Origin of the sequence: Colwellia sp. MB02u-14, assembly GCF_014076915.1 — a bacterium.
Lineage (GTDB): Bacteria > Pseudomonadota > Gammaproteobacteria > Enterobacterales > Alteromonadaceae > Colwellia_A.
Map to the genome: position 1 here is coordinate 43,728 of NZ_JACGUX010000086.1, position 15,240 is coordinate 58,967.

At 40.3% G+C, this 15,240-nt stretch carries 11 protein-coding genes and 1 pseudogene; 2 read left to right on the forward strand and 10 right to left on the reverse strand.

Going from position 1 to position 15,240, the window contains the following annotated elements; all coding sequences use genetic code 11:
• Positions 1-11 precede the first annotated feature (11 nt).
• The 3 genes from H4J52_RS16225 to H4J52_RS16235 are packed head-to-tail and all read right to left on the reverse strand — an operon-like array spanning position 12 to position 2,743.
• Positions 12-542, reverse strand: coding sequence for a MotA/TolQ/ExbB proton channel family protein (locus H4J52_RS16225; RefSeq protein ID WP_182178843.1), 531 nt, complete (start codon positions 540-542; stop codon positions 12-14).
• A 3-nt stretch (positions 543-545) separates the two neighbouring features.
• On the reverse strand, positions 546-1,940 hold the full coding sequence (locus H4J52_RS16230) for a MotA/TolQ/ExbB proton channel family protein (RefSeq protein WP_182178841.1): 1,395 nt from the start codon (positions 1,938-1,940) through the stop codon (positions 546-548).
• An 11-nt stretch (positions 1,941-1,951) separates the two neighbouring features.
• Positions 1,952-2,743 carry a DUF3450 domain-containing protein gene (locus H4J52_RS16235; protein ID WP_182178839.1) on the reverse strand — a complete coding sequence of 264 codons (792 nt, stop codon included), beginning with the start codon at positions 2,741-2,743 and terminating at the stop codon, positions 1,952-1,954.
• 237 nt (positions 2,744-2,980) lie between these two features.
• On the opposite strand from H4J52_RS16235, the gene H4J52_RS16240 reads away from it, so the two are divergent.
• Positions 2,981-3,343 (forward strand): DUF3718 domain-containing protein, encoded by a 363-nt coding sequence (locus tag H4J52_RS16240; RefSeq protein WP_182178837.1) that lies wholly within the window; start codon positions 2,981-2,983, stop codon positions 3,341-3,343.
• Between the two features lie 72 nt (positions 3,344-3,415).
• Here the strand turns inward: H4J52_RS16240 and H4J52_RS16245 are convergent, their stop codons facing one another.
• The 5 genes from H4J52_RS16245 to H4J52_RS16265 all read right to left on the reverse strand — a co-directional run bounded on the left by H4J52_RS16245 (position 3,416) and on the right by H4J52_RS16265 (position 11,832).
• Entirely contained in the window at positions 3,416-4,057 is a 642-nt protein-coding gene (locus H4J52_RS16245) for a DUF998 domain-containing protein (RefSeq protein WP_182178835.1), read from the reverse strand.
• Positions 4,058-4,129: 72 nt separating this feature from the next.
• A complete protein-coding gene (locus H4J52_RS16250; RefSeq protein WP_182178833.1) occupies positions 4,130-4,756 on the reverse strand; it encodes a DUF998 domain-containing protein in 627 nt (208 codons plus the stop codon).
• A 156-nt stretch (positions 4,757-4,912) separates the two neighbouring features.
• A complete protein-coding gene (locus tag H4J52_RS16255) occupies positions 4,913-5,881 on the reverse strand; it encodes an alpha/beta fold hydrolase (RefSeq protein WP_220461107.1) in 969 nt (322 codons plus the stop codon).
• A 294-nt stretch (positions 5,882-6,175) separates the two neighbouring features.
• Positions 6,176-8,884, reverse strand: coding sequence for a TonB-dependent receptor domain-containing protein (locus H4J52_RS16260; RefSeq protein ID WP_182225179.1), 2,709 nt, complete (start codon positions 8,882-8,884; stop codon positions 6,176-6,178).
• 161 nt (positions 8,885-9,045) lie between these two features.
• Entirely contained in the window at positions 9,046-11,832 is a 2,787-nt protein-coding gene (locus tag H4J52_RS16265; protein ID WP_182178828.1) for a hypothetical protein, read from the reverse strand.
• Between the two features lie 470 nt (positions 11,833-12,302).
• Between H4J52_RS16265 and katG the strand changes: the two genes are divergently transcribed.
• Positions 12,303-14,477 carry a catalase/peroxidase HPI gene (gene katG / locus H4J52_RS16270; RefSeq protein ID WP_182225181.1) on the forward strand — a complete coding sequence of 725 codons (2,175 nt, stop codon included), beginning with the start codon at positions 12,303-12,305 and terminating at the stop codon, positions 14,475-14,477.
• Between the two features lie 206 nt (positions 14,478-14,683).
• Here katG and H4J52_RS20555 read toward each other — a convergent pair.
• Together H4J52_RS20555 and H4J52_RS16280 are read right to left on the reverse strand one after the other, a co-directional pair.
• Positions 14,684-14,866 (reverse strand): annotated as a pseudogene (locus H4J52_RS20555) (HupE/UreJ family protein); the annotation flags it as partial.
• A 146-nt stretch (positions 14,867-15,012) separates the two neighbouring features.
• Entirely contained in the window at positions 15,013-15,210 is a 198-nt protein-coding gene (locus H4J52_RS16280) for a hypothetical protein (protein ID WP_182178824.1), read from the reverse strand.
• Positions 15,211-15,240: the final 30 nt, after the last annotated feature.

Genomic DNA, 15,240 nt, shown 5'->3' on the forward strand with positions numbered 1-15,240 from the left:
TTAAGTGCTAATTATTGGTGAGCCATGGGAAGGCTATCTTGCATTTGCTCAGTTCTACGTTTTGTTTTACGCTGCAACCAAGTCACCATAAATACCCCAGATAATGAACCAACCATGCCTGCCATTGTTGGGATAGTAGCGCGTGAAACACCTGAAGCCATTGAACGCGCATTACCACTACCTGAAATAGCCATAACGTCGAACACTTCAATCATGCCTGTTACTGTTCCCATTAAACCAAGCAGCGGGCACAGTACAACTAAACATTGAATTAACGTTACATTCGTTTTCAGCATTTCGGTGGCTCTTGAAACATGCGCGATTCTTATGTGCTCAGCATTCCATGAATGTCTTTCTGTACGTTTAAACCAACTTCCAATGATATTTTTTTTCACTGCTTTGTAACTGTGTAAATAGAAAAATAATCGTTCAAAAATAAGTAACCACATTAAACAGATAACAGCTGCAATAACACTTAGCACAAGCCCCCCCGTATCCAAGAACGCTTGGATACGATTCATCATTTCGATGAAGAGGATCATTATTTATGCTCCTTGCTCTGGTGTTGCTGTTTTAGCTGAGCCTTCTGAGCGTTCAGCTAAAATCCCAGCGCTTTGCTGTTGTAAAATATTAATAATGCCGCGGCTTCGCGTATTAAGTAAAGTTGAAATAAAGACCATAGGTATCGCAACAACTAAACCAAGTACGGTGGTAACTAAAGCTTGAGAAATACCACCCGCCATTAATTTAGGGTCACCAGTACCAAAGAGCGTAATCGCTTGGAAGGTATTAATCATGCCGGTAACCGTACCTAATAAACCAATTAAAGGCGCCACAACTGAAATTATTTTGATAAAAGTAAGCCTTGTTGTTAATACCGGTACTTCTTTTAGAATGCTTTCAGAGAGCTTTAACTCTAACGTTTCAACATTGTCATTCGGGTTTTTATCTTGAACTAACATCACACGACCTAGCGGATTATCATTTGATGCGGTATTCGTTTTTAATTGACGGCTAACTTTACCACCAATAAAGAAAAGGGTAATAAAACGTTCAATTGCGATCAGTAAACCAATAAGGCCAATCGCTAATATAACGTAGCCAACGGCTCCACCTTGCTCAACACGTTCTTGTATATCAGGTGCCTGGACTAATAATCCTAAAATTGAACCACCCGTTGGGTCTAAAGCAAAAGGAACAACGTCGCCAGTGCTTGACGTTAGTTCATCAGCACTTGATAAGTAACGGCTTGAGGGTTGCCTCTTTAATTGAGCAACAGCACCTGTTTCATCAATATACTCAAGGTACTGTCCTTGTGAAACCAAGTTAAAACCACCGACTCTAACGACATCAGCTTGGCTTTTTTGACCATTCGCTAAAACAATTTCGCGGCTAAATTTATGTACCTTGCCGCTTTGCGTCATCTCTCGTTGTAATTCAAACCACAAACGTTCAATTTCTTCGATAGAAGCTAACTTAGAAGAAGAGCCCATACTTTGTGCAAATTCATCTAAAAACTCACCACGTCCAGCAATTTGAGCTGAAACAACCGACGTTTGAAATTTACTGCGCGTATCGCCAGCAACTTGTTGTAAAACACCAAACAACTCTTTTAATTCACCCATACGTTTATTAAGCGCATCGGTATTATCACCAAGCTTTACATCATTGTCTTGAAAGCTCTTCTCGAGCTGAGTACTTAAATTAATGCCTTGGTCACGCTGCTGACTGGCTTGATTCAATAATTGAATTTGTTGGCTCTTCTTTGCATTAAATTCAGCTTCACGACTTTGATTCTGCTTACTTTGCGCGATTTTACCTTGCGCTAGTTGTGACAATAAATCATCTAAGTTTGTTGCTTGTTGAGCGATAACTTGGCTACTGAATACAGAGACCACTGACAACGTAATTGCCGAGAGTAATGTTGTTAATTTTTTCATAGCGATATTCCTTATTCAGCCGAGTTTTGTACAACAGGTACAATAATTAAGTCTGGGGCAAGTTGTTTACGAGCGATGCGTAAACCTTTATTAATATCTAAACGGTATTGAGCTGAAAGGGGTTTCCATGACTTTGATGCATTATCCCATAAGCCTAATTTTTTTCCATCACGTGTTTGATACACTAAACTCACCCGACCAATTCTGAGGAAATCAACATTTTGTTCACTACCCTCTATATCAATTAACCCCGTGTATGCTTCAATAGTTCGTCCGTAATCAACTTCAACTTGATAAGCTTCTAGTACCCGGCGAAACTTCTCTGAAATAGCAACGTCGGCACGTTCCATCATGCTTTTTAAGTCGGTGATACGTTGATTACGCTCAGTCGTTAAAAACTGCACATCTAAAGCAACAAAGTTTTCGAGTGTTTCAATCATACGGGCCATTAACGGTGAAATTTGGCGCTCTATGATGCTGACTTGTTCCATCGATACCGCAATTTGGTCAAGCTCTTTTAATTGGTTTGCCACTTGCGTATTCATTTGTTGGTTATAAACGGTTAAGCCGTCAATTTCCTTGTTAATGGTTTTAAATTGTTGCAACTTTGTTTGTATTTGCTCGTTAATGGTATTAACACGCTGTTGAGATTGACTTGCTGATTGGTTGATTTGTGTTCCCGCATCAACAACTTGACTCAGTTGTTTGTCGTTACTTTCTGCAGAGGGGGTTGCATGGCTAATTAAGCTGGTTGTGCTTAAACTGAGTATTAAACAAGCTTGTGCAATTTTTGAAAGTTTCATAGTAAAACCTTTTTACCTTTGTTTGAGTTAATCAGTTTTTATTTGATTACCCCTAAAATTAATGTCGATTATGTTAATGGCTAAATGTGACGATTAAGTTTCAGTAATATTGCCGATTTATTAAATGAAGAGTGTTATTGAAAATAAAAATGGATAAAAATGAAATTAAAAAATTAGCGACTACACTTATTAGAAGAAAATAAAATTAGTGAATGACAAATTTTGAGGAATAAATGAATGATGAGATATAACGCAGCAGGTATAACCTCAATAATAATATTACTCTTAATAACACAATCATACTCACCTAAGGCAATGGCCTATAATGTTGCTCAAAACATTTGTGAGTTTGTTGCCGCTGACGACAAGAGGCGATTCCGCTCTTTATTAAAAACACAACGTATTAAAATACGCTCTATTTTTGATGATATAACCTGTAACGGTAAAAATATATTATTTTTTGCTGCAGCAAGCAACGCTAATAATGTTGGTGAAATGATTATTAAAAAATTGCCAAAAAAAGTATTAGGTGAATTAGCTGATGAATTAATACTCACCTCGCCAACATTAGGTGCCTTAGCTAAAGAAAGATCAGGCTAAATAATACTCACTATAAGCCATAAAGAACCACTAAAATTCGTGTACCTTAAAGCCTAAATTAGCGTTATCGACTTAGGATAAATCTTTATTAGCGCTTAATAGTCGCCAAGCGCTAATACAAAGTACGCTATAAACAACACATTCCCCAATACGTTGTAACAGGCCACGGATCTCTAGCATCGCTTCATCGAGCATCAACACAAATAAAACTTGCCATAAACAAGACAAAACCACCCAAAAAACTCGCTGTAAAACAGAGATTTTTGGTGTGAATGAAAGCAAGAACAATCCAAGTGATGTTGATATGAAGGTAGCCACGGCAAGGGCATTGTGCATCAATTGACTCATACCTCCATCAACAGGGCAGCCAAAATCGCATGGAGAAAATGCTGAGCCCATGTAAGCAATAGGCTCGGCAATAAGTAACCAGTATCCTATGCGACTAATGCCGCGAACAGGTGCTTTATCGGCAGTAACAAAAAGTAAAAGGCTTGCTAGAACACCAAATAAAAAGAAGCCAAGCCAACTGACTATTCCTGCATAGGGAGTACCTGTTGCATTAAGTTCACTAATAAATTGGCTAATGTGAGAATAGTCAGGTTTGAGTGCAGCACCGCCAAATAACATCATTAAATAACTGATAATAACAGCGATAACAAGCCAACGTTTATTGATGGTTTCTCTCCATACTGCAGTAAAATAGCTATGTGCCATTAAGGACGCAAATAATAAACGCTCAACTTTTATTTAGATATAAAGTAAAAATGTAAACGGTTCTCTATAGCGTTATTTTTCAGACAAGAACTTTCTCAAATGATAAGCAAAATAGATAAACCACAAATATATCATGAGATCCAAGCTACGCTGAACACTACCAACAAAAGCTAATTTAGGATCTAAATTCAACAATGCATAGATACATAAAAAACCGATACCATAGCTAAATATTTTAAACGTTTTAGATTTAGCCCAAAATGATGAACCTGATGAAATAACAAACATGGATACTATTCCAGATAAATAACCCGGGAACGCAGATAGCATATGAATATTATGTGACAGTGATGGTGTTGTAGGGCGGCATTCAAAATCGCAAGGGAAAAAAGCGGCAACACTGAGCGTACCCCCATAAAGTCCAATAAAGCACAATCCGCTAAAATTAACCTTTGTCTTAGGAATAACAGAAAAGCATATCAATACAAAAGCAAGCATGAACAACTCTGTTGGCATGAACCCTATATAATTAACATAATTTCCGTGCGGCGAGCCTGTTGCGCCTAGTTCACTAATAAACTGCGAGGTATGGCTATAGCCAGGATAAAACAGACCACCTATAACGATCGTTGCTGTAAACCATAAAAGACTCAATATCGGCAAAGTTAACAGTAAATTTTTCTTATTAACGCCATACATTATTTATAACATCCTTATTTTAAAATAATTGTTTTATGAGAGCACAAATCAAGCCATAAAAATACCACTTTTAAATCAATAAATTAAAGAAGGTGGTAAATATTATAGTGATGAAAAAATCAAGTCTTGGCTAAAATCACGCTAACCATTTGAAATTTATTGGTGTTTTCTAAAAAAAGCGATAACGGCCTGATTAAATAATGCTGGTTGTTCCCACTGCACAGCATGCCCCGCTTCTGCAACCACCAGAGTCTGGCTGTTAGGTATTTCGCGTGCTGCAGCCCTCATCATTGAAGGGGGTTGATATAAGTCAGCTCCACCTGCAATAAAAAAAGTAGGAATATTACCCGCTCTCATTTTCTCCCACGTAATATTACTTTTAGCTTGCTGACCATGCCTTTCGCCATTCCCCCTCGACTTTTCTTCCATATCAATCCACTGACGAACACCTTCAGGGTTTGCCCAACGATATGAAGCACCCAGTTCTTTAAATTCAGGCGGTAAACCCGCAAAGCTCTTAGGGAGAATAAAATCCAAACGTTCGTCAATATTTTTGTCCCATAAGCCAAAAAGGCTACAAACGATAACCATGCTAAGCAGTTTTTCAGGATATGACACCGCATAATCCGAAACAGCAAAACCGCCTGCGGCGAGACCAAGAATATGAAATTTGTCGATATTTAGATGAGTAATTAACGCATTAAGGTCATCAGCATAGTTACCTGTATCAGCAGCTAAACCGGCTGGGGAACCATAATAACCACGTCGAGAGTATGCAATAACTCTAAAGCCCGCTGCAGAAAGAACAGGTTGCTGATAAGGCCACGTTAACGCACTTCCTCTACCGGGATGAGACAATACTACTGCAGGGCCTTCCCCGCCAGTGTCCCAATAGTAAAGTCCTGCGCCACCAGATAAGGGCAATACACCTTCAGTAGCTTGGGCTTGTTTAGGGCTTGGTAAGTAACTTAAATCTTTGGTATCTGAACGTTCACAACTCTCTTGTGCGCTTGCTTGAACACGATTGCTGACCATAGTGCTTGATACCGCTAAAGTAGCAAGCGCTGTCGCTTTTTTTAGAAGTCTTCTTCTACTCGTACTGATTCGCTCTACAACTTTTTTCAATTTATCTTCCTTAATGAAAAAGCCTGATTAATAACTGGCGAGTGATTCTCGATAAACCATTGATGAGCTAATCATATACGGTGGGTACTTGCCTGTAATGACTATATTGTAAGCATATATATTTCATGCTCATATTGTTAATATAAATAATATCAATATTTTACATTGTGATTTCAGTAATACTTAAGGAGACGAGCAGATATTTACACGATCAAAAAAATTATTGTCTAACAATAAAAATGGCTATCAAATTACCTTGATAGCCATTTTTTATTCATTAACAACGGATGTTAACTAATCGAAATCCCACTTAAATGAAATATCAAACGCAATGCCTTTCGTTTCACTACGAAATAAAGTGTCAGAAAACTCTATTTCTTTACTTTCATCCAGTAGGTTTTGTACTTTGAATTTTAACGTTGTTGAATAGGTAGGATAGTAGGTATATACCATGTCAAGTGAATGAAAAGGTTGTTCATACTTGTCGTCTTGCCCTTCTATACCTGGAATAATAATACGTTCACCAAAGACATTGTAGGCCACTGTCACTGAATGATTACCGTTGGGTGCATCGTAACCTAAGTTTATGTTTACCACATATTCAGAATGACCTGTCATTCTGCGTGTGGGGTTAGTAATGGCTGCAGAAACTCCAGTTTGTTCAACAACCCGTTGCGTGTTGATATTTATTTCAGAGTCACTTAAGGTCACGTTACCCGACAAGAAAAAATCGTTGCCGTTCATGCCAGCAAAATCACCCAAAAAGGCAAAATCTTTCATGAACTCTACTTCAACACCATAAACTTCACCATCATCAGCATTTGCAATAACAATAAGAGGCGGACCATCTTGGCCTGGTGATTGAACTGATTCAATAGGATTTATCATCTCTTTGTAGAACAAACCAACGGATAAGTTTTCTCCCGTATTTAAGTACCACTCCCAACGTAGATCGTAGTTTTTAATATCGGTTGTTTCTATCCCCGCAGTCCCTCGAATAGGATACCCGGTTAACGGGTCAAGGTAGGTTGATGGAGCAACTTCGCGAATATCTGGGCGTATCGTGGTTTCACCATAAGACAAGCGAAACTGAACCTCATCACTCATCATGTAAGTAAGCGCTAACGCCGAATAGATATCATCTTCTGTAAAGGATAGTTTCTTTAAATCAGCTTCTGTTGGTTCAGACGGTAAATCAAAGCGTCCCGTTGCAGGGTCTAAAGGAGCAACAACCTGACGGTAATCTTCCCAGCGAAAACCACCACTGATACGCCAAGTATTGTCAATAAACCAATCAGCCTCAAAGTAATAAGCATCAGTCATTTGTGCTGAATAATAGTCATCGCCCATTACAGAGGTGTCTCGAATAATCGTTTCACTGCCTTGTAATGGATGATTAAGAATAATATCGTCAGTTAAAATATCATTCATTTTATTACCACTAAGACTAAGTTCCTTAAAGGCTAAGGTATTTACATCGATACGTCTCGAAAAAGCGTCGCGAGTTTTCTCAATAAAGTCGCCACCGAATTTAAGCTCTACTTCTGATTGCGAAAATGTCACGGGCAAAGACAGGTTAAAACCGCTGTTTGCTACTTTATCTTCCAAGTCCTGAAAGGAATAACGAGTAGCAGTTGAAGCCTTACGTAAACTACTTTCGTTAGCAAGATCAAACACACCATCTTCGTTTTCGTCACTCAATATGTAGCGCGTAGAAACATTACCAGGCGCGTAGCGACTTGAACGAGCGTCTGAGTATTTCCAATCAAAACCTATGCTCCACAGCCATGGCAGGTTGTGCGTGCCACGAAACTGGTTAGCGATCATCTCACGCTCTTCGTAGCTAACATCACTGTCTCGAATGCGAAGGCCGTCGCTCAGTAACACGTTATTGGTATTACCGAGTTTGTCTTTTATCTCGTTGGCAGTATCACGTAGCACAATTAAACTATAATCAAGGCGATGATCTCGGTCGTATTCTACGCCTAAGTTCAACAGACCTGACCATTTCACCGAATGCTCCGTTGAGGTAACTTGGTCAAAACCTCGTACTAAACTCCATGAATCGTCAGTGTTATTGCGAAAATCTAGACCTTCGTATAATTCACTTACTTGCCATTGATTGTCATAAGATAAAGAAGTTAAATAACCCCAACGATATTTACCCTGTTCAAATTTGTCACCGATCGCAATATCAAGGCCAAAATCTGGTTCGATATTTTCTTTAACGGGATCGTAATCACGATTAAGCTGCGCCGCTATTGCACGGTTTTCATCTTGGCTAAGATTTTTTAATGGACTGTAATTTTTCCATAATTTTTGTAATGTTTTGGGTGCTGCGCGAGTGCCGTCATCTTGGCCACGCCAGTCATCACTGCCACCTTTGTAGCTGTAGCCATCATCAAAGTTTTCACTATTTCCCCCAACATTACCCGACATATTAAAAAGAAAATCTGTTGGAATACTCTTTAAACGGATATCAACATTGCCGCCACCAAAATGTGCCGGCATTGAAGGTGAATAAGATTTTTGTACCGATAAAGATTCGATAATCGACGCTGGAAATAAATCAAGTGGTATAACACTTCGTGTAGGATCTGGGCTAGGTACAGCGGCACCATTTAATTGTGTGCTGGAATAGCGTTCACCTAAACCACGTACGTAGATAAATTTGCCATCGACTAATGTTACACCCGTAACACGTCGTAACGCGGCTGCAGCATCACTGTCACCGGTGCGTGAAATTTGCTCTGCGCCTAAAATATCAGCAATAAAGGCTTGATTGCGGCGCTCTGCGATAATAGCGCTAGCGGTGCCTTTTAACCGACTTACTTTAACAACAACTTCTTCAATAGCCTCATCTTCTGCTGATGTTTGCTCTGATACTGCTGATGTCGCTGAAAAGCTTGTTAATATTGCTAGCGCTAAACAGTTTAAACTAAAACGATTATTATTTTTTTTTGCTTTTAGTTTGTTGGCGCTATGCCTTAATTCTTTATTCATCGTTAACCTCGATAGAGTCTCTGTGCTTGCTTTTGATACGCTTTTTCTGCTTTGATAATCGCTTGCATCAGGTAGGTTGATTGAGTGTTGATTAGTTATGCTGGTATAAAAATGCGAACACTGATTATTGGAATAAACAGTGCTCGCCTTGCAACGTCTAATTATTCTTCAAGACCTACTGTCCATCCTGCTGTCCAGTTTTTCGCTTTCGTTACCGCACCTACATGGTCAGCATTTTCAAAAAAGCTGTTACCGGTAAAGTCTTTAGGTGTTGTGGTATCGATAGTGAAAATGCCCTCTAGTACCGCACTTGTATTTGCAGCGGTACTGTTTTCAGTATTATCGTTAATGAACCAGCTCATTAAGTCAAAAGCAGTATCGCTAGAGTCTTTTGTGCCTTTAAACGCTTCATCACAAGCTATAACAGAATTGCTCATTACCGTACCACCAGATTTTGCTTGGTCTACAGTTAAACCTGCTTCAAGTTCTAGACATTCGCCCATGCCCGCAGGACCTGTAACAACAAAGTTATGCAGTTGCGCTTTCGTGCCTTCTCGAAGATAAACACCTTCAGAGTCTTTATCGGCTGTGTCAAATGTATTGCCTATAATGGTCATGTTGGCAATGCTTGGGTTTGATTGTGGTAGCTTGTTCGGTGTTGAACCGTCGTTATCACCTTCGATACCACGGTTTGCTTCACCATTTTGTGGGTCGTGCTTAACTAATACGTATTGTAAATTGCCACGAAAACCATTATCCCAATCAACGCTGTCATCTTTGTTAGACGTTAATACCACGTACTTAAGGTTAACGGTGCCACCAAAAAACTCGATACCATCATCAGCATTTTCATGTACTTGAATATATTCGACTTTCGTACCAGAACCAACACCACCAAACGTGATACCGTTCAATTCGTTGTCTGGTGCTATTTCATAACCTGCATGCTTAACCACGACATAACGTAATGTACCTGAGCTGTCGGCATCGTCTGTGCCGCCAAAGACGGCACCATCTTGAGCACCTTCAATTTGAAGTGCACAATCACTGCCATCCGTTGGACATTTATTTGATGTCGCATTACCCAAAAGCACAATACCACCCCATTGTCCCGCACCTGTTTCAGCGCCCGTCAAATCTTGACTTGACGTAAAAGTGATTGGTTTTGAGGCGGTACCATTCGCCTGGATTTCTGAGTCACGACTCACCACTAAGTAATCGCTACCTGAACGGCCATAAATGGTTGTACCCGCTTCAATGGTTAACGTTGCTGAGTTGATTTTATCGCCACCAACAAAAACAGCGCCGTTTAGGGCATAAACATTATTAGCGGTTAACGTTAAGTTATTAGCAATAACACCGCTTAATTGACAAGTAATGTTTGAGCCATTGACTGAAGAAATTGCCGATGTACCAGTAGGACAACCTTGTGTTTCTGCCTGAGCGGTTACTACACCACCACCGTAACCAAAGGCCCAACCTTCACGCCAATCGTTACCCGGGTTGTTAGCACTGTCAAACGCGCCAATGTAGTCAACGGAGTCAAAAAAGGCATTTTGTGTATTAGCGACATCTTGTCCGGCATTTTCAGCAACAAGTGGCGAGTTAGCATCAGGAATACCGTTTTCATTAATTAAAATAGAACTACTGATACTATTAGATGTTTCTGCACTGAACCATGCTTCAAGGTCAAGTAAAACACTGCCATCTTCCGCTTTAGCATTTTTGAAGTTTTCACTGTTATTACAGGCCATAACACTGTTTTGCATAACAATTTTACCACTGTTAGCATTATTAACGGTTACAGAGCTCGTTGCACCACCTTCAATTTCTAAACATTCACCCATTTCACTGGTGCCTGTTACAACCGTGTTAAATATTTTTGCTGCGGTTCCTTCGCGTAAGTAAATACCTTCTGAGTCTTTATCTGCACTGTCAAAGTTATTACCGACAATGGTTAAATTAGCAATAATTGGCGCTGACTGTGGCTCTTTATCAGGAGAAGATCCATCGTTATCACCTTCAATACCACGGTTTGCTTCGCCGGCATTTTTAGCATGTTCTACATAAACATGTTGCAGCATACCTTTATAACCATTATCCCAATCAATACTGTCATCTTTGTTCGCTGTTAACACTAAATGCTTAACATTAACCGCACCGCCAAAAAATTCTACGCCGTCATCGGCATTTGAATGTACTTGAATATAATCAACCGTTGTTCCTGAGCCAACACCACCAAACGTTATACCATTTAGTTCGTTGTCGGGCGCAATTTCAAACCCAGCATATTTAACAACAAGGTATTTTAAAATACCTGAATTGTCTTCCCAGTTTGTGCCACCAAAGACAGCCCCTTCTTCTGCGCCTTCAATTTGAAGAGAACATGCACTGCCATCAGTAGGACATTTATTCGAAGGGGCATTACCTAAAATAACGACACCACCCCATTGACCTGCTGTTGTTTCTTCGCCTTTAACATCTTGCAATGAAGTTAAAATAATAGGTTTAGTTTTTATGCCTTCTGCCATTATTTTTGCATCGCGGTGCACAACTAAATAATCACCACCTGATTGTCCAAAAAGAACAACGCCAGGCTCTACAGTTAGCGTTGTTCCTGCCATCACTTCTAATGCACCACTAATGGCATAAAATACCGGCTTGCTGTCGGCACTGGCAACTAACGTCATATCACTGCTAATTTGTCCATCAAGTACTTGTACAGCAACATCAAAACCTAAAGCATTTGAAACATCTTGTCCCAACACAGAACTAGACTTACCCGGTAATTCAGTCACTACGGGATCGGTAGGCGTTGGGTTAGTAATAGTCGTATCACCCACTGAATTATTCACTTCAGATGAGAGTTTAATATCGCCACCACCACAACCGGCTAAAGTAATAGCACAAGCTAGCGTACTTATTTTAAAGAGTGAATTCATTTGCATGTTAGTCTGCTCCGCAGAAATTATTAGAATAAAGTTGCGGCTATCCTACGGGGGTTAAATGACAGAAATGTTGAAGTAATATGTAGTTTTTATTTAAGAAAGATGACACAAGTGTTACAAAGCAAAAGTGTTAATGCGTGGATAACCCGCAAAGATAAAATAATAAAGAAGAAGCCGTACTATCTTTTATAACCAATAACCCATTTCATACAACTGAAACATTTTCCCCATATGTTTACCCGGTATAAACGCATTTAATTATGAAAAAATAAGGTTTAATAAACGAACAGAATGAGATACGTTATTAAGTCATCTCGCACTAAGAAAAAATGCGGTTTTTACAGAATGTACTATGATGTATTTTAAAAAGATTAGGTGTATTTCAAAGTGATCACTTAGCGTCATCATATCGTATTATTCTCACTATTATCTAAGACCGTTCCGTACCGATTAACAAAAGGAAATTGAATATGAATGAAAAAAAAACAACAACAAGTGGAAAATGCCCAGTAATGCACGGCGGTGCCACACAAAGCAGTACGTCTAATATGGGCTGGTGGCCAAAGTCGCTTAATCTAGACATTCTTCATCAACATGATAATAAAACGAATCCGATGGGAGCCAATTTTGATTATAGAGAAACCGTAAAAGATCTTGATATCACGGCCCTTAAGAAAGATATGCACGCATTCATGACCGATAGCCAAGACTGGTGGCCTGCTGATTGGGGACATTATGGTGGACTAATGATCCGTATGTCTTGGCATGCAGCAGGGACATACCGTATATCAGATGGCAGAGGCGGAGCAGCTACAGGTAATCAGCGTTTTACCCCCATTAATTCTTGGCCAGACAACGCTAACTTAGATAAAGCGCGCCGTTTACTATGGCCGATTAAAAAGAAATACGGTAACAAACTGAGCTGGGCTGATTTAATTGCTTATGCAGGGACTGTTGCCTATGAATCTATGGGCTTAAAAACCTTTGGATTTGCTTTTGGTCGTGAAGATATTTGGCATCCAGAAAAAGATACCTACTGGGGTTCAGAAAAAGAATGGCTTGCTCCTAGTGGCAGTGAAGGAAGCCGTTATTCGGGTGAACGTGATTTAGAAAACCCATTGGCGGCAGTAATGATGGGCCTTATTTATGTTAACCCGGAAGGTGTTGATGGTAAGCCAGATCCCCTTAAAACAGCGCATGATATTCGTGTAACGTTTGAACGTATGGCGATGAACGATGAGGAAACCGTTGCGCTAACGGCCGGTGGTCACACCGTAGGAAAATGTCATGGCAATGGCGATGCTTCACAAATAGGTGAAGAGCCCGAAGCGGCCAATATCACTGAACAAGGTTTAGGTTGGAACAACAAAACCAAACGCGGTGTTGGTCGCGATACAATAACAAGTGGTATTGAAGGCGCTTGGACCACACATCCTACTCAGTGGGACAATGGCTATTTTTCGATGTTACTCAACCACGAATGGGAGCTCAAAAATAGCCCTGCTGGTGCTTGGCAGTGGCAACCGATAAATATTAAGGAAGAACATAAACCTGTTGATGTTGAAGATCCATCTGTCCGTCAAAATCCAATTATGACTGATGCCGACATGGCGATGAAAATGGACCCGGCATATAGAGAGATTTCAGAGCGTTTCTCTAAAGACCCCGCATACTTTTCTAACGTGTTTGCACGGGCATGGTTTAAACTTACGCACCGCGATATGGGGCCAAAAGCGAATTATATTGGCAGCGATGTGCCACAAGAAGATCTTATCTGGCAAGACCCTGTTCCAGCAGGTGATACTGGTTATGATGTTGAATCAGTAAAGAAAAAAATAACAGCAAGTGGTTTGAGTATCAGCGAAATGGTCTCTACCGCATGGGACAGCGCGCGAACATTTCGTGGTTCTGACAAACGCGGTGGCGCGAACGGTGCTCGTATTCGTCTTGCCCCGCAAAAAGATTGGCAAGGTAACGAACCCTCGCGTCTTGCTAAGGTGTTAGCGTCGCTTGAAACTATTGCAGATGGTAGCGGTGCAAGTATTGCTGATGTCATTGTTTTAGCAGGTAATGTTGGTATTGAGCAATCTGCAAAGGCGGCTGGCTTTGACGTAACCGTTCCGTTCTCACCAGGGCGTGGCGATGCGACAGATGAGATGACCGATGTAGATTCCTTTGAAGTATTAGAGCCAACCCATGATGCTTATCGTAACTGGCTCAAAGGGGACTATATTGTTAGCGCAGAAGAACTCATGCTTGACCGTACACAATTGATGGGACTTACCGCTCACCAGATGACAGTGTTAATTGGTGGTATGCGTATGCTTGGCACTAACTACGGTGGCACAAAGCATGGGGTATTCACTGAACGCGAAGGCGTATTATCAAACGACTATTTCGTTAACCTCACCGATATGAATTACACGTGGAAGTCAACGGATGATAACCTCTATGAGGTCCGCGACCGTCATTCAGATAAGGTAAAATGGACAGCAACACGCGTTGATCTTATCTTTGGCTCGAACTCAATTCTTCGTTCATATGTTGAGGTTTACGCGCAGGATGATAATCAAGAAAAATTTGTCACTGATTTTGTTGCTGCATGGGCAAGTGTGATGAATGCTGATCGCTTTGATCTTCTCTAAGTCTTGAATAAATACTTACGCCGTTTTTTACAACGGTGTAAGTTATTAACCTAGCTAACTATGAGTAGCGACTTAAAAGTATTGCATCCGCAATACTTTTTTTACCTATAAAATTTAGTCAAGTCGCTAGAGTGACCTATCACTTTTCAAGACTTTAATTCATCCCTCCTTAATTAGACCATTGTACACACAGTAATTTTTGGAGTTTACCAACGTTCTACACCCCATTGCACGGCCATAATAGCAATTAATAGAGACCCCACTGGCAGTACACCTCTCGTATAATATGTTGTATTACTTAGTAAAGTTAATACAGGCAGTAAAATAGCAAGTATCGCTAACTGGCCTATTTCAACACCAAAATTAAAGGCGAGTATACTCAGTAACTGTTGATCCGCAGGTAATTAGCCTTCGCCACAAATTGCTTTGTTGCTTGTACGCTAATAGTATCTGCACCAATTTCTAGTGCCCATAGCAAGTTAGCTTGTTCATTGCTCATCAAAGCGAGTTGCTGAACCTCGGGTTGAAGTAGTGGCTAAACGCTAAATAACATCACTGTAAGGACGATTGCAGCCGCCGACACTAAACCAGCAATGCTTTGCCAAATTCGAGGTTTTGTCTTAGTTATTGCCACAACATTGGTTTGTATTGGCTCAGTAACAAAACCCAACTGACTTTCTATACGCTGCCACACACAAACATCAGGTGTCACGGGTGGTATTTTTTGGCCCAAACCATTGAGATTTTGCTCCTAGGTTTGGGT